The sequence below is a fragment of the Aquipluma nitroreducens genome (genome assembly GCF_009689585.1).
GTDB lineage: Bacteria > Bacteroidota > Bacteroidia > Bacteroidales > Prolixibacteraceae > Aquipluma > Aquipluma nitroreducens.
On the sequence record NZ_AP018694.1, the window covers coordinates 5,505,188 to 5,526,095 of the forward strand.

At 38.1% G+C, this 20,908-nt stretch carries 21 protein-coding genes; 7 read left to right on the forward strand and 14 right to left on the reverse strand.

Annotated elements, in window-relative coordinates; genetic code table 11:
* Positions 1-10: 10 nt before the first annotated feature.
* The 12 genes from AQPE_RS22965 to AQPE_RS23020 form a co-directional block, all read right to left on the reverse strand.
* On the reverse strand, positions 11-910 hold the full coding sequence (locus tag AQPE_RS22965; protein ID WP_318348812.1) for a hypothetical protein: 900 nt from the start codon (positions 908-910) through the stop codon (positions 11-13).
* A gap of 9 nt (positions 911-919) precedes the next feature.
* Entirely contained in the window at positions 920-4,450 is a 3,531-nt protein-coding gene (locus AQPE_RS22970) for a hypothetical protein (protein WP_318348813.1), read from the reverse strand.
* 27 nt (positions 4,451-4,477) lie between these two features.
* The gene (locus AQPE_RS22975) at positions 4,478-4,921 is read right to left on the reverse strand and encodes a GPW/gp25 family protein (RefSeq protein ID WP_318348814.1); all 444 of its coding nucleotides are present in this window, start codon (positions 4,919-4,921) and stop codon (positions 4,478-4,480) included.
* A gap of 4 nt (positions 4,922-4,925) precedes the next feature.
* A complete protein-coding gene (locus AQPE_RS22980) occupies positions 4,926-5,225 on the reverse strand; it encodes a PAAR domain-containing protein (protein WP_318348815.1) in 300 nt (99 codons plus the stop codon).
* A gap of 11 nt (positions 5,226-5,236) precedes the next feature.
* Positions 5,237-7,033, reverse strand: a complete 1,797-nt coding sequence (gene vgrG, locus AQPE_RS22985) for a type VI secretion system tip protein VgrG (protein ID WP_318348816.1) — start codon at positions 7,031-7,033, stop codon at positions 5,237-5,239.
* Between the two features lie 4 nt (positions 7,034-7,037).
* The gene (locus AQPE_RS22990; RefSeq protein WP_318348817.1) at positions 7,038-7,694 is read right to left on the reverse strand and encodes a CIS tube protein; all 657 of its coding nucleotides are present in this window, start codon (positions 7,692-7,694) and stop codon (positions 7,038-7,040) included.
* A 6-nt stretch (positions 7,695-7,700) separates the two neighbouring features.
* Positions 7,701-7,883 carry a DUF5908 family protein gene (locus tag AQPE_RS22995; protein ID WP_318348818.1) on the reverse strand — a complete coding sequence of 61 codons (183 nt, stop codon included), beginning with the start codon at positions 7,881-7,883 and terminating at the stop codon, positions 7,701-7,703.
* Between the two features lie 3 nt (positions 7,884-7,886).
* Positions 7,887-8,342, reverse strand: coding sequence for a phage tail protein (locus AQPE_RS23000; RefSeq protein ID WP_318348819.1), 456 nt, complete (start codon positions 8,340-8,342; stop codon positions 7,887-7,889).
* A gap of 5 nt (positions 8,343-8,347) precedes the next feature.
* Complete coding sequence (locus AQPE_RS23005) at positions 8,348-8,800, reverse strand: phage tail protein (RefSeq protein ID WP_318348820.1); 453 nt, start codon at positions 8,798-8,800, stop codon at positions 8,348-8,350.
* Between the two features lie 39 nt (positions 8,801-8,839).
* Positions 8,840-10,519 carry a phage tail sheath family protein gene (locus tag AQPE_RS23010; protein ID WP_318348821.1) on the reverse strand — a complete coding sequence of 560 codons (1,680 nt, stop codon included), beginning with the start codon at positions 10,517-10,519 and terminating at the stop codon, positions 8,840-8,842.
* 20 nt (positions 10,520-10,539) lie between these two features.
* Positions 10,540-11,388 (reverse strand): hypothetical protein, encoded by an 849-nt coding sequence (locus AQPE_RS23015; RefSeq protein WP_318348822.1) that lies wholly within the window; start codon positions 11,386-11,388, stop codon positions 10,540-10,542.
* 188 nt (positions 11,389-11,576) lie between these two features.
* Positions 11,577-12,149 (reverse strand): DUF4255 domain-containing protein, encoded by a 573-nt coding sequence (locus tag AQPE_RS23020; protein ID WP_318348823.1) that lies wholly within the window; start codon positions 12,147-12,149, stop codon positions 11,577-11,579.
* A 267-nt stretch (positions 12,150-12,416) separates the two neighbouring features.
* Here AQPE_RS23020 and AQPE_RS23025 point away from each other — a divergent pair, with 267 nt between their 5' ends.
* Entirely contained in the window at positions 12,417-12,827 is a 411-nt protein-coding gene (locus tag AQPE_RS23025) for a hypothetical protein (RefSeq protein ID WP_318348824.1), read from the forward strand.
* A 32-nt stretch (positions 12,828-12,859) separates the two neighbouring features.
* Here AQPE_RS23025 and AQPE_RS23030 read toward each other — a convergent pair whose 3' ends face one another.
* Positions 12,860-14,209, reverse strand: coding sequence for an ATP-binding protein (locus AQPE_RS23030; protein WP_318348825.1), 1,350 nt, complete (start codon positions 14,207-14,209; stop codon positions 12,860-12,862).
* Positions 14,210-15,109: 900 nt separating this feature from the next.
* Between AQPE_RS23030 and trhO the strand changes: the two genes are divergently transcribed.
* From trhO to AQPE_RS23050, 4 genes are all read left to right on the forward strand, one after another.
* Entirely contained in the window at positions 15,110-16,141 is a 1,032-nt protein-coding gene (gene trhO / locus AQPE_RS23035; protein WP_318348826.1) for an oxygen-dependent tRNA uridine(34) hydroxylase TrhO, read from the forward strand.
* A 30-nt stretch (positions 16,142-16,171) separates the two neighbouring features.
* A complete protein-coding gene (locus AQPE_RS23040) occupies positions 16,172-17,158 on the forward strand; it encodes a tRNA dihydrouridine synthase (protein ID WP_318348827.1) in 987 nt (328 codons plus the stop codon).
* A gap of 289 nt (positions 17,159-17,447) precedes the next feature.
* Positions 17,448-18,002: a PepSY-associated TM helix domain-containing protein gene (locus AQPE_RS23045; protein WP_318348828.1), complete on the forward strand. Its 555-nt coding sequence runs from the start codon at positions 17,448-17,450 to the stop codon at positions 18,000-18,002.
* 20 nt (positions 18,003-18,022) lie between these two features.
* Entirely contained in the window at positions 18,023-18,592 is a 570-nt protein-coding gene (locus AQPE_RS23050) for a hypothetical protein (protein ID WP_318348829.1), read from the forward strand.
* Positions 18,593-18,679: 87 nt separating this feature from the next.
* Here the strand turns inward: AQPE_RS23050 and AQPE_RS23055 are convergent, their stop codons facing one another.
* Complete coding sequence (locus AQPE_RS23055; protein WP_318348830.1) at positions 18,680-19,048, reverse strand: methionine-R-sulfoxide reductase; 369 nt, start codon at positions 19,046-19,048, stop codon at positions 18,680-18,682.
* Positions 19,049-19,244: 196 nt separating this feature from the next.
* On the opposite strand from AQPE_RS23055, the gene AQPE_RS23060 reads away from it, so the two are divergent.
* Positions 19,245-19,814, forward strand: a complete 570-nt coding sequence (locus tag AQPE_RS23060; RefSeq protein ID WP_318348831.1) for a DUF502 domain-containing protein — start codon at positions 19,245-19,247, stop codon at positions 19,812-19,814.
* A 1-nt stretch (position 19,815) separates the two neighbouring features.
* The gene (locus tag AQPE_RS23065) at positions 19,816-20,871 is read left to right on the forward strand and encodes a TerC/Alx family metal homeostasis membrane protein (protein WP_318348832.1); all 1,056 of its coding nucleotides are present in this window, start codon (positions 19,816-19,818) and stop codon (positions 20,869-20,871) included.
* The last annotated feature ends 37 nt before the right edge of the window (positions 20,872-20,908 follow it).

Consider the following 20,908-nt stretch of genomic DNA (forward strand, 5'->3'; position numbering starts at 1 on the left):
CGGGTCGATTTTAATTGAAACTTTTATCCCATAAAACCGAAATCTTATAGTTTATCATTTGTGGCTTACCATTCTTCTTATTATCCTTTCTGCCATAATCGCTTTTGGTTCTGAGCTGTAGATTATAGTGCAAAGTATCTTTGGCTTCCCAAATGCTTTTGAATTGTTTCCACCATTTGGCAAAGGCGAATATTTTCTTTTCCTCTTCTTTTTTTTGCTTTTCAATTCTTGATGGTTTTGATTCCCACCGAATATCGATTTTGTTCCACCAAAGGCCATGATGAGCGCACGTCTTCGTGATTTTGGATTTTGAATTTCCATAAGTGCACACTGCAATGGCATGCATGAGCGAATATTTTCCTTCGTTTTTTAATCCTTCAGCATAGGCCATTATTTCATAAGCATTGCAGCCACTTAATGCTTCCGGTTCAAAAACATTATGCCATTCACCATCTGCAGGCAAGAATCCTTCCAGGTAACTTCCGGCGCGTCCGGCTGACTTGATTATTCCCTTGACATCAAGTTTTTGCGTAGGATTATTTGTACCAATCCCAACGTTCCCATCTTTTCTGAGAAAGAGAGCTGGCTGTGGTGCACTTTTTTTTGATTTATTGTCATTCTGATCCAAATCGCTGAGCTGGCTGAAATAAATTCCTCCGTCGGTCTTTTTTGAAATGTACATGACCCATTTTGCAGTCGAATCATCTTTGTCCTCAAAAAAACTTAAAAGTCTTTCCTCGTCATCCGACGGATAAACCATTAGCCCGTCCTCATTGATATCAAGTTTGTCATCAGCTTTGTTAAACGTGGAATCTATAAGCTTTTCAAAAGCGCTTTCATCCGGCAGACTACCTTTCTTAAAGAAGGTTTTAAGTTGTTTTCTATCTGTAATGTTTCTTTGATTTTTCATTACGTTGTATTAAATGTAATTTCCTTCATTGTCACTAATTACAAAATCTGATTCCAACGTTAGGTCACCTACTCCGGAAGGATTGGGTTTTGCTGACTTTTCTTCGGATACGATTTCAATCTGATGCTCTGGTGCTGACGTTAAAATGGCATAGGCCGAAATAGTTCTGAGATCTTCTATGTCGGTTATTCTTGCGGTATCTATTATTTTATAGTTTTTCTGCACATCAACCAGCTGTAATACAGAAAATTCAGTCACAAAATCGACGTAGGGCCTGCTTTCGATAAAATTCAGGATTTCAGTTTTCGAGATGGCTTCATCAAATCCCTTTTCAACATCAATGTGTTCAATATCCGGAGATAAATAACTGACTAATTCGCTGTTGAGCATATTTCGCAAGTATCCGCCTCTTTGGATATCGTTGAATTTAACCTTGCATCTTACCTTTAACTCTTCATAAACCGGATTTGAGACTTCAACTTTTACGAACGGCGAAACAAATTGAGAAACGTATTCTTTCACTTCAAGAAGTGTATTGATATCAACATTCAAACTGCGTTTTCTGGTACCATTCACCAGGCTATTTTTTGGAATCAGAACGATCTGTACACTACTGCCTTTTACCAGTTCATTTGGTCGGTTACTTTTACCATATACCCTTATTTTTTCAATCTGTTTAAACCTGTCGAGAACAAGCCTTTCAATATCCCAATTGCTCGACCCCAGGTTTTTGTGCCTGAGTTGATCACTGATCTCATGATAAAATGAATCTTTATTTTCGTCAGATTCTTTTATTTCCAACGCAAATGGTCCGTTGATTTGATCGATGCCTTTTTTACTTTCAAAATAGATCTTCTTTATTTTAATCTCTCCGGGACGATCAGGAATATCATTGGAAACTGCATCGGTTGAAATTAATGCAACTGCTTGTGTAAAAACATTTTTTATTTTCGAATTCAGATCTTGTATTCCATCGTAGGTCGCTCTTATCCAGAATTTTCCCAAAGGCAAGCGGGTATTGTCGTACTGAATGGTTTTGGGCATTCTGATTTTTACCACTCCCGATCGGATGAGTCCGTTTGTTGTGTCTTCGAGTAGTAAATCACCAATCGGTTCCCATTCATTGTTCGCCATATACTGCCACTCAATAGTTGGAGTATTTATCACCGTATGAATGTACACCGCTGGTACCAATTCGAATCCAATGCTCACGATGTCCGTTGATCTTACCTGAGTTAATCCGATGTATAAATTCCCTTTTTGATCGAGTTGCGGAAAAAGAAAACTTCGCGATTTTTTTGGTCCGGGGAAAACCTGAACATGTCCGAAGGGATAAATGTGAATCAATTTAACATCACAGTCTTCAATATCCTGTTTCCTTAGCATGACTTCTCTCGCAGCTGTGGTATAATTTACTTTGAGATGCTCTATAATGGGAGTGTATGGTTGTTTGGGCAGCGCAACATCTCTTTTCCTGAATTTACTGCTTTTGATGGCAGCATCGGCATAAATTTCGGCAAACAGCTGGTGACCAAATGCCATTTCAGGACTGGTCAGAACAATAAATAAAGAACCGGAATTCTCGTCAATTGTGGCGTCATGGGTAATTTTATTATTGAAGCTAATGTCCTGAGGATTAATAATAATCTCCTTTTCGTTCGAGAGGTAATCTTTGTTGGTGTCGAACAGTTCGATTTCCCGGTGTGCCTGCGCGCCAGTGGTATTTATATTGTTTCGGACTGACGTTATTACAGCTTTAAATGAAGGATTGTCAATCTCACCGGGGTATTCGCGATAGTATTCAGCAAAACCATATTGGAGTTGTGGCAAGCCTATCCAGCAAATGTGTAATTCAAGTTTAGTCAGGCTTCTTTGCAGTATGAGTGGATTCTGAATTCGTAAATAGCTTCCTACAATGGGTGTGGGGCCAAACGGAGTAAATGGAATGGTATTGTCGAGATTTCCGATTGAGTTAGAAAAAATCAGGTTTGTTACATCCGAAACGGTTGCCTCGATTTTGATGTTTTCAAGCTCGATGGTTTTCAGAAACTTATAGGCATGATACTGAGCCTCGTTGTTAAAAAGTATTTTGACACAAGGCCATTCCGACACGAATCCTCCTTCATGAATCTTTGGATCGAACGAAATCATTTTGTCATTTTGTTCGTTTAACTCAAAATCGAAGGTTAGTGTTGAGTCGGTGTGATTGATTTTGGTTTTGCAAAAATCAACTACTGTCCATCCGTTTTTGTCGGTAATAAAAATCTGAAAGGCTTCGGAAAAAAAGTTCGAGACAATTCGATGTTTCAGACTTCCTTTGTTTGCCAATAGATGTTCTCTTTGCTTATCTGTTGAAGCTTCTTTGATTTCCTGATCTACAAGTCCGTCAAACATTTTTTCAGCAGTCTTGTACGAATTTGAACCGATCTTGAAAATTAAACTGATTTTCTGGTTCCCATTTTCAAGAATCAAAGTAGGTGTGGTTACTACGATTCCTAGATTACAAAATGTTAAGTTACGGTCGGACGACATGAGATGGGTTCGTTCTTCACCAAGCGTTGCCGGAAACTCAGATAATTCTTTTTTATCGATATTTTCCCAGTTCTTTTTTGCTTTTAAAATATCTTCTTCGTAAAGGATGTTAATCGAAAAATCGTCATCTTCAAACCTGTTGTTGAACGGCAAATAATCACTTCGGTAGATCGTTCGGAGTTCAGAAATTTCAGCCCTGTTAATGACAGTTGTCGACGTGGATTCAAAGACATATTGCCGTTTGTCTTCAAAAATAAAATTTACTTTATCGCCTTCATTAATTAATAATTCATCGGTTCCCGGTTGCAACTGAAGTGCAATAAGCGCAGTATGCGGCTCTTGCTTTTTTCTCGTTTTCTGAAGCAAGTCGAGATAATAAAAATCGAGGTGTTTTTGGGTTAGTAAATTGATGTCGTGCTGAACGTTTTTGTACAGATTTAAATAAGCAAAGAATAAACCATTGTGCGGAAGGTGATTTGAATTAGCAATTTCTTTTTCGAACCTTCTGGCGGCTTTTTCTTTGATAAAAACCATATTTCCATAAGCATTTTCATAGGCTTCATAAGTTGATTGAAATTCCGGATATTCATAGTTGTTGGCATTGACAGATTCGATCAGCGTGTCAATCTCTTGAATTAAAGTTCCCCGATCGTTTGCTCGTTTTAAGAGTTCCGACCATTCAAATATTTTACTATAAATGGATTGAATTTCTTTGCTTATAAGTTCCGGATCATTTAATTCGCTTTCATTACCTGATTTCTTGCCTGAACTTATATTAAATTTATCAAGTTTAACATTGGCAATCATGGCATAAACGAATGCCGGATCATTCAATAAAAATGATTTCCAGTTTTCAATGGGTTGTTTGTCTGCATTGTGAAAAATAAGGGTCTCGGAAAATTTCAAAGTAAATTGCACCATATCCAACATCGTTCTCTCGTCGATAGCGATATAAGCCGCATCAAGTGCTTTATTTTTCCTTAACTCCTGACTAGTTCCTTTATTCATTCCGGTCAATTAAAAAAGTTCAGCCTTTTATAAATTTGTTCCCTCGTTGACATAAAAGGGGTAAACCATGTTACTCCTCGTATTCGTAGTGATTATTTTATAATAAATATGAATAAATATCTTGCCATCTATCTGGTTGTCAGCTGATAAATCAACATTAATCTGGTTGCTATTACGAATCTCAATTTTTTCGAGCTTTATTCTGGGTTCGTTATACAGCAAGGCATCATAAATCGCGTCTTTCAGCATACTCATGTGGGTCGGATCATTCGATTCGAAAACGTACTTCCGGATACCACAACCGAATGTCGTAAACATGATGCGTTCTCCGGGTATGGTCTCAATGATTATTCGGATGCTTTGCCGTATATCTTCTTCGGCAGCAACTGTTTCAACAGTTCCCAGTTCGAAATTGAAAGCGGGAGGAAATGCCCAACCTCTGCCTAAAAAGGAATCATCTTTTTCGTTCATCGCTTTAACCTCCTATAATTACGGTTGGACATCCCAATATGATGCTACCTCCATGAGCTGTACTGTCGCCCATTCGGGCAGCCGGTTTACCGGCAATCAATACAGTGGCCGATCCTTTAACGATTGAATCAGGTGGCCCCACACAAACAAGGTTATCGCCAACAACTGCTGCCGGAAGACTACCAATCAAAACGGTGGGAGCTCCGGGGCCTATTATTGGTCCGCCTACATGTGGAATAGGTGGTAGTCCGGGCGTTTGCATCGGACAAGTGTGCATATCGGTTAATCTGGCTGCGAATCCCATAGTTTATCTGTTTAATTAATCATTACTATACCACCTTTAATGGTTGTTTGTCCTGAAGCCGAAACCTCAGCTGTTGCATTTCCCTTAGCCGTAAAACCTGTTTTGGCGCTTAGCTGAACATTTAATCCATCAGCTTTTACATCTGAATTAGCTGACAAATAAAGGCCTCCTGTTGCCGAAATAGTGATGTCGCCTTTTGCAGTTAGCTTAATGTCTTTGGGACTATCCATGGTTATTCCCGAATCGTCCATGATAACTGAGTTGCCTGAAATGTCTTTGATGTTTATTTTTTTATCCTTGTCGTCCAGAGTGAACGAATTCCCTCCCGGAGTTTCGATATTCAGGATTTTATCCTCGTCATCAAACCTGATTTTTATTCCCGACTTTGAAAAAATGGATTTAAACTGATTTTTGTTGTCTGGTATTTCCTTCGGTGTGTTTTTGGAACTGTACAACGAGCCGGTTATAATGGCAAACCGTGGGTCGTTATTGATGAAATTCAGCAATACTTCATCGCCCACTTCAGGAAAGAAAAAAAAGCCGGCATTGGATGATGCATAAGGGAAAGCCAATCTGGCCCAAATACCGTCATCCTGTCCTGTTCCGGCAAAAGCAGGTAGTTTTACCAGTACGCGATATTCTCCGTCCGGATCTTCTTCAATTTTTTTTACGGTAGCTATTTGCGTTCCGCCTGAGGCTGGGATAATGCCAGATGCCCTTATTTCTTCAATATCAGGCAAAGCAGCATGCAACTGTACTGATTTTCCGACGGAAAGTGTTGTGAGCCAATTGCCATCCTGTAAGGAATGACTCACTTTTGTGATGAATGCGTTACCATTATATCTTGCGCTAAAACCTGAAATTTCAACCACATCTCCGGCAAGTAGGTCTGCTACTCCCTGAATGGTAACTCTTCCCTGTATTTTACTAAGTTCGGCTTTAGTTGAAAGAGTTTCGCCCCATGTTTTTAATTCGCTTTCGGAGATTGAAGCTGACGAATAAAAACTGGAATTTCCATTATCAACAGCTTCGGATAATTTTTGAGCTGTGAGGTTTCCAAGCGACAGATTATTGGTTTGGCTCACATCTAAAGAACTTTCTTTTTGCTGTTTAATATCCCAAGCTGTGAATTGGTAAGTTCCGGCAATTTTTTCACTATCAATTGTCAAATCAATATCAATAATCGATTGAGACGCAATTAGTTTATATTTTGGGGATTGACTAAAATCAATTTTCTTAATAATCAGTGAGTTTTTGTCAGTCAGCACACACATGTTATTCATTTCGGCCCTGATAACGGTAAAGTCCCAATCGCTGCAATTGTATTGCATAATTACAGGAAGTACTGTTGTTGTGGCATCAACGGTTACCGACAGACCATACTTGCCGGCAATGGCTTGTATGGCATCCGAATCTTTTTCATTTTGAAAGATGGCATTAAATCGCCCTTTTGTCATTTTTACAGCTTCATCCTTGCAGATAACAACGAGTTGCGATCGGCCATTTTTAATTGATAATCCTTGCGAAACGATTATCCCTTCAAAAGCCGGTTTGTTTATGCTATCATATCCCAACGATATTTTTATTTTATTCCCTGGAATAAAGTCATTTCCTTCACTGTTTATATAGGGTTCGTTTACCAACCCAATAACCCCACCATCAGAAATAACAAGGGATGCGGCGGTAATTTTGTTCAACTCCATCTGAATGGAGATTTCAATAATCTCAACCGTATCTTTAATTCTGGCGCCATTGATAAGTATATCAAAGCTTAATACCCCATCTGATTCTTTAAATACCGTTGGCATATTTTTAAATTACTGGTGGAAAAAAGATTTTATCGCCTGGCTTAATTGCCCTGAAATTGGTTAAATCATTGACTTGGGCTACTTTTAGATAATAGCTGCTGTCGCCATATATTCGCTGACACATCAGCGGAAGATTGTCCCCATCAAAAACGGTTCGTACATGAGTCAAATCTGATGAATTCTTCTTTTCTTCCAATGCCTTCTTTTTGGCGCTTTCCGATGCAATTAATACCGCGGTAGCTTCAGCTCTCAATGGCGAACCATCCATATCAAGCATGGTATAGTTGACATTCCAGGATTTCAACCTTCCATGAAATAAGGATTGGGTGCCCCAGTAAACTCTCAGAAAATTAGGTTCATGAATATCACCATTGTATTGATAAATCAGTTCTTTTACCTCTTTAATCTGATCATCAACTTTATTCTTCGAGATAATTCCGGTGCCATCAAAAAAGAATACGATTTCAAACAATCCGGAACCACCTCCTTTATACTTGGCGGTCTGAACACTCGAACCATTGGTTGTATCTGAAGTAGAATACTGCTGCTCGTTCTTCAGTTTATAATTTTCTGGATTAACCAAAACGTCGTATTCCCCAACCCGGCTCGTGTAATCAGGATCTTTGAATGCAACAATTTTCATTTTTGTTAATTCGCCCATAGTTGGTTATCTGATTGTTTTATTTTCAAGTTTTTGCAATACCTTTTCAACACAGTCACGTTCAATATCCTTTTTAATCTGTTCCAGATATTGAAGCAGTTCTTCCTTTCCCAACGCCGAATCATTGATTTGCGCCGAGTCGCTGGTTACAATTCCTCTTACAATAAGTTCCTTTACAATTAATGTCATGGGTTAATCTTTCCTGAAAAGCCTGTATTTTAAAGTGAGTGTCTCGATGGCCAATTGGTTGCTGGTACTGTTGAGTGTCGATAACTCCCATGAAATCGGGAATGCACTAATAATTGTCCACGAATCAAGTATTTCTCCGTTTGCACCCAGTAGCGCGACTTTGATATCTTTTGGATCAAACCTGAAATTCTCAATGGCATCGCGGCACCATTTGTCCAAACTTGAGCTAACCAATAAGCATCGTTTTAGAACAAGGTTATCGTACTTCGGTGGAGTAGGGAGGTGATGAACAAAATTATTGTCACCGCCTTCCTTTTTCTCAACCGTTCCAATAGTTACTTTCAAACCTGATACCTCCTGAAAACTACTGTCCATATCGTCTAAGCCGTTAAATTTTACTGAAAAGTAAAAGGACGTTGGCGGAGCATAATCGGGTTTGAAAAAACTATTATTTCCCATAATTATTAGCCGTTTGCGATGGTTAATCCTTCGTGCATAATTTCGATACTTTCAACTGCAACTTCATTGGCGTTTGATTTCAGATCTGTAGAACTGATTTTTGTTGGCCAGGCATTTAACAGCGTCCAGGTCATCGTAGGATTACCGCCTTCGTCCATCAGTTTAATAACCACATTCTGGCGTTCGATGGTATTCATTTTGATCTTGTTATACCAGTCCCAAAAGCTGTTGTCATTGGCGAAAACGCCCTTTTTCATGGTTACATTACTGTTTTTTACAATACCGGGCATATTGATTTCCGAAAATACCGGGCTGTTACCATGTCGATAAGGTATGGGCTGTGCTTCAATGTTTAATCCACTAACTTCCTGAAATGGGATATTGGTTGTGCTACCCCAATCAACCATAAAATAAAATTTTGGTAGTGGCCAGTTTTTGTCTTGTGCTTCTCCTGCCATGATGTTTAATTTTTATAAGGTTTATGATTAAATTTTTACTTATGATTTTTGCATTTGTTGTTCGAATGTCACAACAATGAATTCCGCAGGTCTGACGATAGCAAGTTTTACTGAAACCAGCATTTTACCTTCCAGAATGTCTAATCCCGTCATGGTTGCCCCAAGTCCTACCTGAACATCAAATGCATCATCAGGCGAGGCTCCTGCCAAGGCGCCTTGTTTCCACTTTTCAGTAAGAAAATTAATAATCATGCTTCGAACCGACACCCACGTATTGGCATCATTGGGTTCAAAAACATACGACCGCAGAGCCATTTTTATCGACTGCTCCAACATGATCATGGTTCTTCTGACATTAATGTATTTCCAGTCGAGGCTATTACCGTCAAGGGTTCTTCCACCCCAAACCAGCGTGCCTATCCCTGGGAAAGTGCGAATTGCGTTAATTGATTTTCCCGAAGTAGCGTCAACATTCAGATCTTCCTGATCGTCATGGGTAATGTTTGCTGTAGGCTTAACAACACTGTTAAGACTGATATTTGCAGGCGATTTCCATACACCACGGCTATTGTCAACCATTGTATAAACGCCGGCCATAGCAGCCGAAGGAGGCAAAATATTTATTACAGCACGGATTTCATCCAATAAATTGGAGTAGGTAGGGCTAACAGCAATCAGCCCCAAATGGAAATTGCGTTTTTTGTTATCCTTGTATGCATCTAATAATTTTTTAACTTCTTTTGAATTTTCAATATCGAGGCTGTTAAATGCAGCCTCATCAAACGAAGTATCCAATTTACCTCCAACAACAAAAGTGGTTCCATCAGGATTATCAGCACTTAATGCATTGGCTAATTCCTTCGGTTTATCTTTTAAAAGTCCAGATCTGAATTTATTTTCGCTGTCAGGATAACCTTTTATAACTTCCGCAACCTTTGGTTCGGGCAAAATATCAGTCAAGACGACTGTAGAATGTAGATTTTCAAAGGTAATTTTATCGTTCTTAACAATATTGGTATTTAACCACGGATAATAGGCCGCTCCATAATTGAGGTATTCTGAACCTATTTTCTCTCTGAAAAATGTAATAAGATCTACTGCTGCATCACTGCTACGAACCCGGGGTTTATAACCATCAAAGACGTCGATTATAGCCACCCGGCTCTGCATATTTGCACAATGTGCAAGTACTTGCTTGTACAAATCATAGGCATCAGCTTTAAGCTTAACTGCATCAGGAATTACAATCATAGTAGGTTCCTGCTCCTTCTTCAGGCTATCTAATCCCGCTTGAAGTTTCTCTTGAGAAACAGTTACTACATCGCCCGTTTTGCCATAGGTGCCAACCGACACAATGTAGCAAGCTCCACCACCATTACTGAAAAAGAGTTTTATCCCGTAAAACATATACGCATCGTGATCCGTCACGTATTTAATCTCCCTTTTAGTTCCGTTAATGGTGATTTCATGTTCCGCTGTTTCTCCTTCAGCAACAGTATTGAGCATAAACATTGGATTAAATTCGCCCCCAAAAAGGAGAGAATACTCCTGAAAAGAAGTGATTCTTACTGGTTGATTCAACAAATCTTTGCCATTTCTCGAAGCTCTTTCGGTGTAACCTATAAAAGCCGGAATTGCTGTTGCCACCTCGACAACCGAGCCGGGGAAAGCATTTACCTCTTCGATGTAAACTCCTGGAGTCATTAACTTCTGTGCCATAATCTTAATAAGTTAATTGTTTATATATAAATATGAGAATAAGTCTTTTTGCCTGACGGTGACTCATCAACGAACAGCTGCGCAGAAGATGCCTTAACCAGATTTTTTAGGATGATCTTACCTGAATGGGTTCCTACATCAAAGTTCTCGACCAACTGAAAATTATCATCAGAGAACTCCGCAAGTGCTATTTCATCTTTTGATTCAAATACCAAAGCATCTGTATTTAGATGAACTTGTTGTTTTAGAGGCCCGTTAAAAGCTTGTTCCTTCACCTTGTTTATTATACTTAAGTTGTTGAATTTTTGATAGATCGGATTAATCAAAAAATACTTCCAGATGGTCTTCCTATTGTTGAAATTAACTGCATACTCAACCGTTCCGTTTTTTACAAACTGAGATAAAAGGCTATTTGTAAAAATTTCAAGGATGCCCAATGGCTTTTTCCAAATTGCGGCTGGGTTGTAATAAGTTCTCCCCAATTCAGCAGAACCGTCACTATATCGTATAAGTCCTTGAGGCAAATTAGAAATATTAAATACTTCTGAATCGGGTTTAGCTTGAATGACACTTTGATCAGCTATTGCATCTCCCAAAGCATCTGAAAATCGATACGTTTTTGTTTTGTCGTATCCAGGAATACTAATATGTCCCTGGCATACAGCTACAATATCGGTATCACCAACAAATTCTCCGGAGTGTAGTCGTAAACTTTTATTATTTGTTGAAGGATTTATTGTGAGATTATTGAAATACAGTAGGTTTTCGGATATTTTATAGTTTGGAAGCTGAGTGTAGTTAATGTATTCAGGATCTTTGCTGTTTATATAAAACCTTATTGGATAGGCATCAATGGTTGTTTTTAGCAATTCGGGATTTGAGGTAAGCAAATTAAAGCCTCCGGGAAAAGGCTTAAGGATAAGATCAAGGTTCTTTAGTAATTGGGTTGTTTCCGCATCAAATGTAATTTCAACCGACTTGAAAAGTTTATCGTTGAAATACATGTGATTAAATTGGAAAGTTAATAAGTGGATGTAGTTTTGTAGCATAGATAGATTTAAGATTGATTATTTGTGGCTCTGATCGCTGGAATAATCTGACGGATTGGTGCATCATCAAATATTAACATCCCAACTTTGTAGACTACTGATGGCATAAGCTTACTTCCAATAGCCGACCAAAGGTGACTCAACTCCGTAGAATCAAGTTTACATAATTCAAAACTTAGCCGGTTTGCATGGTGTCCTGAACTGCGTGTATTGTCAAATACAATTCTCTTATTGATTTGGAAAAAGCGAATTAATGCAGACAAATAACTCAACCCTTCAATGTACATCGAACTATCGAAATTGGCACAAAAGAGCAATTGCATATTTAAATGTAATGTTGGGTTCTTTTGAGCAAAAGAACTGCTTATTGGATTTGAAGATCTGTTGATGCTGTTTTTTAAGGTAGATTCCTCATCAAGATTGGTCAAAAAAAAGACAATCTTTTCATCAATATTTTGGGCAACCGACCCATCTGCCTTTACAATATTTGAGAGAACAACCTTGTTTTCTGATATTGAAAACTCATTTTTGAAGTTTTCATTGAGTATGTCCCTAATGTAGGTTAAAGCAACATTTATCATCGTAAGTTGTATTATTTTAAAAAATAATCCATCGAAATTAATTTCGAAAAACCCCTTTTCCTTACGAATGCAATGATAAACTATTGTTAATATGGAACTTAAATGTGAATGTATTCAATCATTAACACAATCTCAAATAAAAAGTTTTGTAAATATATACATTAAGATCTAAATATCTTATATTATCTTTGAATAAATATTTAAAGAATAAACTATCATCTTTTGTATTTCTAAATATTCTTCAATCCAACTTAATTCTTATTGATAATGATTGATTTAACTATTATTCCCAAACTTGTTATCTCAGTAATTTGCTCAAATATATTCTTTCAGGCAAATTCAATTATTACCATAGTGGGCTTTTTACTATTGATTGCTGTGGTTATTCTGTCTTTTGGGGTGATGAAATATAAAAACAGAGCGGTCTTTCTGGAGGATGATAAAGAAAAAGAAGTTCGCGATTTAAATGAAAAGCTAAAAAGCAAGGAAAAGGAAATCAATCAATTAAGATCTATGCTCAAAAAAGGTGAAGCAATGTGGGAGAATTGGGAGGATGAAAAAGAAAAGTTAAATCGCAAAATCAAAAATTTAGAAAGCAAAATTGAGCAATATAATATGAACAATAACAAAAAAAAGAAGGATCTTATTATTGAGTATTATATGAATGAAAATCAGTAGACAATACTTGAATTGTCTTCTGATAGTCGAATTTAAACGATACTTTTCCCTTCTTTTATTTTTTCCATTCGTAAACCTGCCTGAATATCTTTTTTTTCAATAATTCGGTTGTTTCTTCCCAAACATTTTAAAATACTGTAATGCAAAACATTAATAATAGATGCTGCACTTAGTTCATGTTGTTCAGCTAAAACTTCCAGATCAACATCTTCGGCATATTTAAATTCGTTGGTTATCGATTTCTTCCATAAGATGTGCCTGTTGTGTGCATCCGGAAGATCAAAATCCAACACAAGTTGAAATCGCCTGAAGAAAGCTTCGTCGATATTCTTTTTAAAATTTGAACACAGAATAACCAATCCGTCAAAATCTTCCATACGTTGAAGTAAATAAGATACTTCCTGATTGGCATAGCGGTCATGCGAATCTGTTGTTTTACTCCTTTTACCGAAAAGGGCATCTGCCTCGTCAAAAAATAGAATCCAGTTTTTCGACTCTGCCATGTTAAAAACACCAGATAAGTTTTTCTCGGTTTCTCCGATGAATTTCGAAACAACCATTGACAGATCGACCCGATAAACATCCATTTTAAAATGTTTTCCAAGGAGACTCGCTGTTAATGTTTTCCCAGTTCCTGGCGGCCCCGTGAAAAGCACTTTAAATCCTGGTTTAATCTTTTTTCCAAATTGGTAATCAGTTTTCAGTATTTTACCATGTAGCACATAATCTTTAATCTCTTCGAGTCCCAGTTGCACCTGTTCAGTGACCACGAGATCGTCCCATTCCTGCGGGGTGGTTATTCGTTTGGCAGGAAAACCTGGGCTAAAATCAGGTTTATATTCATCTCCGACAGTTAATAATGATAAATATTCCTGAGAAATAGAAAGCATTCCGTACAAAAGAGGTTCGTTGGTCGATGAGCGCTCGAGTGATAGAATTCCGTTACGCAGGAAAAAATGTTCTTTGGAAAATAGGGTTAACGACTCAAATCTTTTTTCCAGATTGGCGCCAACAAGCAGAAAGATCGCAGTTTCTCCAGTTGGAAGATAACCTTTGTGTTTGTCGTATCGAATTCCGCCAAATTCGGTAAAAGGTATATCGTAAAGTGTATTTTTCATGTGCAGCAAATCCAGCATCGATGGTTTTACATGAGGAATCAATGCCAGAATTAAAACCAGCCTTTCGGCCAAATTCATTGAATGCTCTTTGATTAATCTGGCGTAAGGCGAATGCTGATTTTCAACGGATGGCAGAGGTAAATTCCAGATTTCTTCTTCAGTGACAGATTGTTCAAAGCTGATTTTGCCCCTTAACAAAATCAGTTGTTGAAACCATTCAAGTTCCATTTCAATGGTTTTTGCATTTTCTGAATTTATACTCATTTACTGATTGTATTAGGGTTGCTTCTGTGATATAAACAGATGAGCCGGAGATTGTTCAAAATTAGAGAACAGATATTTTTTAATTTGAAGCAACAATAGGAGAGTTTATCAGCTATAAAATAATTTTAGACCTTGAAGTTCGAAGGGTTCTAACTTTCTGGATTTAAATGCATTTTTCAAGCAAAAGTAAAGTGGAGTTGGAACTCAACGCAAGTATAAAACTTAAAACTTTAGTTTTGAATTACGGTAAAATGCAGTTATAAAATAGAAAAGGATTATCAGAGCCTGATAATCCTTTTTCAAATTTAGTTTAGTTCGATCGGAAAATAGATATTGGTTAAAAGAGAAAAGGTTCATTATTTTTAAACCGTCACGAATATAATAGTTATTCATAACTCTTTTTAAGAATTTTTAAGAATTTATTAATGTTGAAAATCTAAATGAAATACAGCACGCATAAATATCTGTTTTTCAGCGTACATTTTTTTTTCATATGTTTTATAATATCATAACGGCCTCTACGTTATAACGCCGGTTAAACATGAAAAGCACATTTTTGGTAAATGCATTCGTGCATAAAACCGCTCTGGCAACTTCATAAAATGATTTTAACCATAAATATCAGGGAATTCGCTTTTAAGAATAGGTGTTAGCACTACGCGCCTCTGGTAAATTCCATTCTTGTTTTTTCTACCCATACTAACGGCGCTACGCGCCTAAAAAAGTCGCGTTAGCGACAACAGTATGGTAGAAATTATATCAGAACTAAACCCATTTCTCCGCATTGCGGCGAAATGGGTTTAGTTTATAATGAAGTTTTAAAGCGATTTCCATGAATAAAAGATCTGTTAATCTTAAATTAATTGACATTTTTTTACCTTTGCCGCAAAAGGAATTACCATGCGTTTATATAATATTGTCGATAGTAAAGTATTAAAAGAAGCTCTTTTATCTGAGACGTTTATCAGGAAAACCATATCCTTCTACCGATATTTCATCATCGATAACCCACAACAATTTCGCGATCAGGTTTATCAGGATTGGGTCGACTTGAATTGTTTTGGCCGGATATACATTGCCCGTGAAGGAATTAATGCTCAAATGAGTGTTCCGGAAGCTAATTATGAGGCGTTTCTTGAAACATTATCTAAATACCCAATCTTTGACAAAATTCCAGTGAAATTTGCCATCGAAGACAACGGAAAATCGTTTTATAAACTAACAATCAAGGTTCGGCCAAAGCTAGTTGCTGATGGGTTAGACGATGATGCATTTGATGTTACCAATGTCGGACGACACCTGAGCGCAGAAGAGTTTCATCATCTGGTTGAATCCGGAGAGCATATTTTAGTGGATATGCGTAATCATTACGAATCGGAAATAGGACATTTTAAAGGCGCAATTTGCCCCGAAACCGATACTTTCAGGGACGAAATTAATCTGGTGACAGAAATGTTGGCCGACCAGAAGGATCGTAAAGTTTTATTGTATTGCACTGGAGGAATTCGCTGCGAAAAGGCCAGTGCTTATCTGAAACACCATGGATTTGCTGATGTAAATCAGTTGCATGGCGGAATATTGGAATATGCCCGCCAACTCAAACAATTGAATCTCGAACCAAATTTTATCGGTAAAAATTTTGTTTTCGATGAACGATTGGGCGAATCAGTTAACGGACAAATCATCTCGCATTGTCACCAATGTGGCAAATTATGCGATACTCACGCCAATTGTGACAACGAATTGTGTCATTTGTTGTTTATTCAATGTCCGGAATGTGCCGAAAAATATGAAAAATGCTGTTCTGTAGAGTGTCGCGATGTGAAAAATGCCTCAGTTTCTGAAAAAGAACTCTTCAGGATTAAAAACAAGAGGAAGTTTGGGAATAGCCGTCATTACCGAAAAAGCTTTCTCCTTGCGAAAAAAGAATAGTTTTGTCCCCGAATAAAAAAACGATTGAATATGTCAAATTTCTGGGATGAAATTCAGAAGCCCATATTTGCCTTAGCGCCCATGGAAGATGTTACGGATACTTCTTTCCGTGAAATTGTTGCCCGGCTTGCCGATCCGAAATATCTTTCGATTCTCTACACCGAATTTACCTCTGTCGATGGAATGAATCATCCGGTTGGCAAGCTCAGGGTGGGAGAGCGGCTGATCGTTAGCGAATCTGAACGTCAAGTGCTGAATCAGAAGAACATCAAACTGATTGCGCAGATTTGGGGCAAAAAGCCTGAGCTATTTCATAAAATTGCCGCAGAAATTACTTCGGAATACAACTTTGACGGGTTGGACATCAATATGGGTTGCCCGGTAAAAAATGTAGTTAAAAACGGCTGTTGCTCAGCACTGATCAATGAACCAAACCTGGCAAAAGAAATTGTGCTGGCAACGAAAGAAGCCACTCATTTGCCGGTTTCAGTGAAGACCCGCACCGGAATAAGAACTCACGATACCGAATCATGGATCGCCAATTTACTGGAAACGAAACCGGCGGCGATCATTCTTCACGGAAGGACCCAAAAACAACAATCTGATGGATTAGCTGATTGGGATGAAATAGCAAAAGGTGCAAGAATGCGAGATCAGATTAATCCGGAAACCAAATTTCTGGGAAATGGCGATGTCATGTCTGTAGCTCAGGGAGAAGATCTTTGCCAAAAATACCAACTCGACGGCATCATGGTTGGTCGTGGCATTTTCCACAATCCATGGTTTTTTAATCCGTCGTACACATCGCCGTTGAAGACTGAAAAACTCCAGCAATTACTGCTTCATACTCAGCTTTTTGAAAAAAGTTGGGGCAACCAAAAGAATATCAACATACTAAACCGGTTTTATAAAATTTACACCAACGACTTTCCGGGAGCAGCCAAACTACGTGCCGATTTAATGGAAGCCAAAACATTTGAAGAAGTTTACCGGATTGTTCATCGTGAAATCGTGTAATTCTCTTCTTACCGTTTTTTGTCAATTACTCTTCATTTTCAGAATTCACATATCCAGTTTTGTACAAAAGACTAATTTAAAGCCTTGTTTCTTAAGTTAAATTAACTTTATTTTGAAACAGCAAAAACTACAGAGCATTAAAAATCAGGATAATGATCTATGTTATTCGTGCCTGTATTTTAGCAGCTCGCAAAAAAAAAAATGAAACAAGCCATTGAAAAGACTTTTCCAACACAGGAATGATTTTTTGGAGAGTTTTTCAGGCTATTACAGAACGAATTACAGACAGATGAATATTCGGAAATCGTTACGATCGCTTCACCGCGATTTTGGTTATTTGGTGGTGGGTATCACATTTATTTATACCGTTTCGGGCATTGCTATGAATCACCGGCAGGACTGGAATCCACACTACTCGCTGATTACAGAAGGTGTCACAGTTCCGGCTACCGATCAAATGGAATATTCGAAAACTGAGATTAGCTCGTTACTTGCGAAGTTCACTAATCGACTGGTCTACAAAAAGCATTTCATTACGAAAGATGCCACCATCAAGATATTTGTAGAGGAAGGAACTGTGATTTATACACCTTTGGAAGGAACTGCCGAACTTGAATTATTGAAAAAACGTCCGTTTTGGTTTCAGATCAACAGAATTCATTTAGCTCAAACCGACAGACTGTGGATCTGGATTTCGGATGCCATGGCTGCTTTCCTTTTGTTTGTGGCCATTTCTGGATTATTTTTGCTGAAAGGAAAATACGGAATAAAAGGCAGGGGACTTTGGCTCACTTCCATTGGAATTGTTATTCCTCTGGTTATCATCTTCTTTTATTTAAACTGAACACACTAAATAAATATACTATGAAAAGAACATTAGGAGTACTTTTAAGTTTGATTGTGCTTTTTTCATGCACCAATCAGACCAAACAGAAAAAAGACGAAAAATCGACTGAATTAACGGTTTTGACCGTTGATGAACTTCAGGCTCAAGGGAAAGACCTTGTTGGAAAGGAAGTTTTGGTAAAAGGCACCGTAACACACGTTTGTAAAGAGGCTGGAGCCCGTTGCTTTATTATGGGAAGTACCGAAGATGTCAGCGTTCGGATTGAAGCTGGTAGAATTGGCTCATTTACTCAGGAACAAATGGGAAGCGACATCCTGGTTCGTGGTACACTTCAGGAAGTTCAGCTTGACGAAAGCGATCTGGCTGAAATGGAAAAATCTGCGGCTGCCGGTGAATCGGCCAATAAAGACCATGCTTTGGGTCATGATGGACCTGCCTTGCATTCGGTCGACGGTGGAAACCACGATAGCATTAATCAGGCAAAAAAACTTGAAGACATGAATCAAAAACTTGCAGAAAGTAAAGAAGCTTATGTCCCGGTTTATTACATCGACGGATTGGAATTGGTTAAAGCAAAAGTCGATTAAGGAAATAAACGGTTACTTTCAGTAAACCCATAAAAGTATAAGCCATTCAATTACTTGAATCAATCAGGAAATTGACTGGCTTGTTTGTTATTTCTGGGTTTCAGGAAGAAAATTGAGCGAAACTGAGTTTACACAATGACGAGTATTTTTTGAAGTAAATCCTTCACCAACGAAAACGTGACCTAAATGAGCGCCACATTGAGCACAGGTAATTTCAGTCCTTCGTCCATCCGCATCAGTGGTCCGCTTTACTGCTCCTTCAATTTCATCGTCAAAACTTGGCCAGCCACAATGGGCATCAAACTTATCAGCTGAGCGATAAAGTGGGGCATTGCATTTCTTGCATAAATACGCTCCGGCGTCAGTGTTTTGATAATAAATTCCGGTAAAAGGTCTTTCCGTTCCTTTACCTTCAATTACATAGCTTTCATATTCAGTAAGTTCATTGAATTTCATTGAGGTACATTTTTGTTTGCGTATGTGTTGTCCATTCGTTATTGGTGCCAATTGCACCTGCTTTATCACCTATTCTCAAAGCATATACAACTCAGACTCCTCTATTGTTTATTAAAAGATCAACAATTTAATAGGATAGCCTGAAAACTCAAATCTCCTGGAGACGGGTAAATGTTGTATCTTTCGCAAAAAAAAGATGAAACGACTATTTACATACTTTCTTCAGGGACTATTGCTTTTGGGACCTTTGGCAGTGACGCTTTATAGTGTTTATCTGATGTTCAACTATGCCGACCGATTGATTGGTGACCCATTGAAAGAGCATTATCAGCTTGATATTCCGGGAATTGGAATTGTTGTATTGTTTGTATCACTGACACTTCTCGGGCTAATCGGACAAACCATAATCGTAAAACCATTTACCTGGTTTACCCGCAGGCTTCTGAAACGCTTACCATTATTGAATGTTATCTATAGTTCAATCAATGATTTATTTACAGCATTTGTTGGGAAGGAGAAAAAATTCACCGTACCTGTCAGAGTTTGTATGGACAAGGAAAACAATTTATGGAAGATTGGGTTTATTACTGAAAAAAAATTGAACGAATTTGGAATGGACGGCATGGTTGCTGTTTATTTTCCCTTTTCATACAGCATTAATGGCGAAATGATGATGGTTCCCGAAAATTCGGTGATACATATTGACTTAAGCCCTTCGGAAGTGATGAAGTTTGTGGTTTCGGGTGGAGTGACTAAAATTAATTGATATGCCTACAGAAATATTGTTAATGGGTGGATTTTTATTCATGATCATCATTGTTTTGATGGTTGATTTGTTGGTGGTTGGACGAAACTCGCACATTGTTTCCACCAAGGAGGCCTTGATTTGGTCAAGCATTTGGTTCGCTCTCTCAATGGGATTTTATGCGTTCCTGAAATTTTATGGGCATATGCTTCACGGTATAGAAACACCAGCCGAATTATCGGAGGTTATCAGCAAATATGCTCCCGGGCTCAAATTCAGTTCATCTGATTTTGAAGGTATGGTTTCTGAATATCGCGAAAATATGTCAATGAGTTACCTGGCTGGTTACTTTATCGAGCAAACGCTTTCTATCGATAATGTTTTCGTTATACTGCTTGTTCTTCAGGGATTTTCAGTTCCGCAAAAAAACTATAAAACCGTTTTGTTTTGGGGTGTACTGGGCGCCATCATTTTAAGGTTTATCTTCATATTTGCCGGAGCTGCCCTCATTCATAAATTCTCCTGGATACTCTATGTTTTTGGCGGGTTTCTAGTGTTTCAAGGTATCAAAATATTGGTAAAGAAGGATGGTGACGAAAAAGATCCGCATGATTCCCCCATTGTGAAATTCCTTTCGAGGTACCTCAATATTTCCAAAGAATATCATGGAGACAAGTTTGCCTATAACTACAACAAAAAAGTATATTTTACGCCGTTAATGCTTGTGGTAGTTCTGGTTGAGTTTACTGATGTGATTTTTGCTCTCGACTCTATTCCAGCTGTATTCTCTGTTTCACTCGATCCATTTGTAGTATTCTTTTCGAATATTTTCGCCATCATTGGGCTCCGCTCACTGTTCTTCCTGTTGGCCAATATGGTCGATAAATTCAGGTTCCTGAATATTGGGGTGAGCATCTTACTGATTTTTGTAGGGGTAAAATTGCTGGCTCACAACTGGCTCGACGAGATTGGTTTTAAATCATCGTACTCACTTTATTTTATTGCAGCCACGCTAGTCTTGAGTGTTGTACTTTCGGCTCTGTTTCCGGAGAAGGATAAAGTAGGAAAAAGTCATTAGTCATCAGAAAAGGAAAGCGTCATTAGGAAACGAGAAA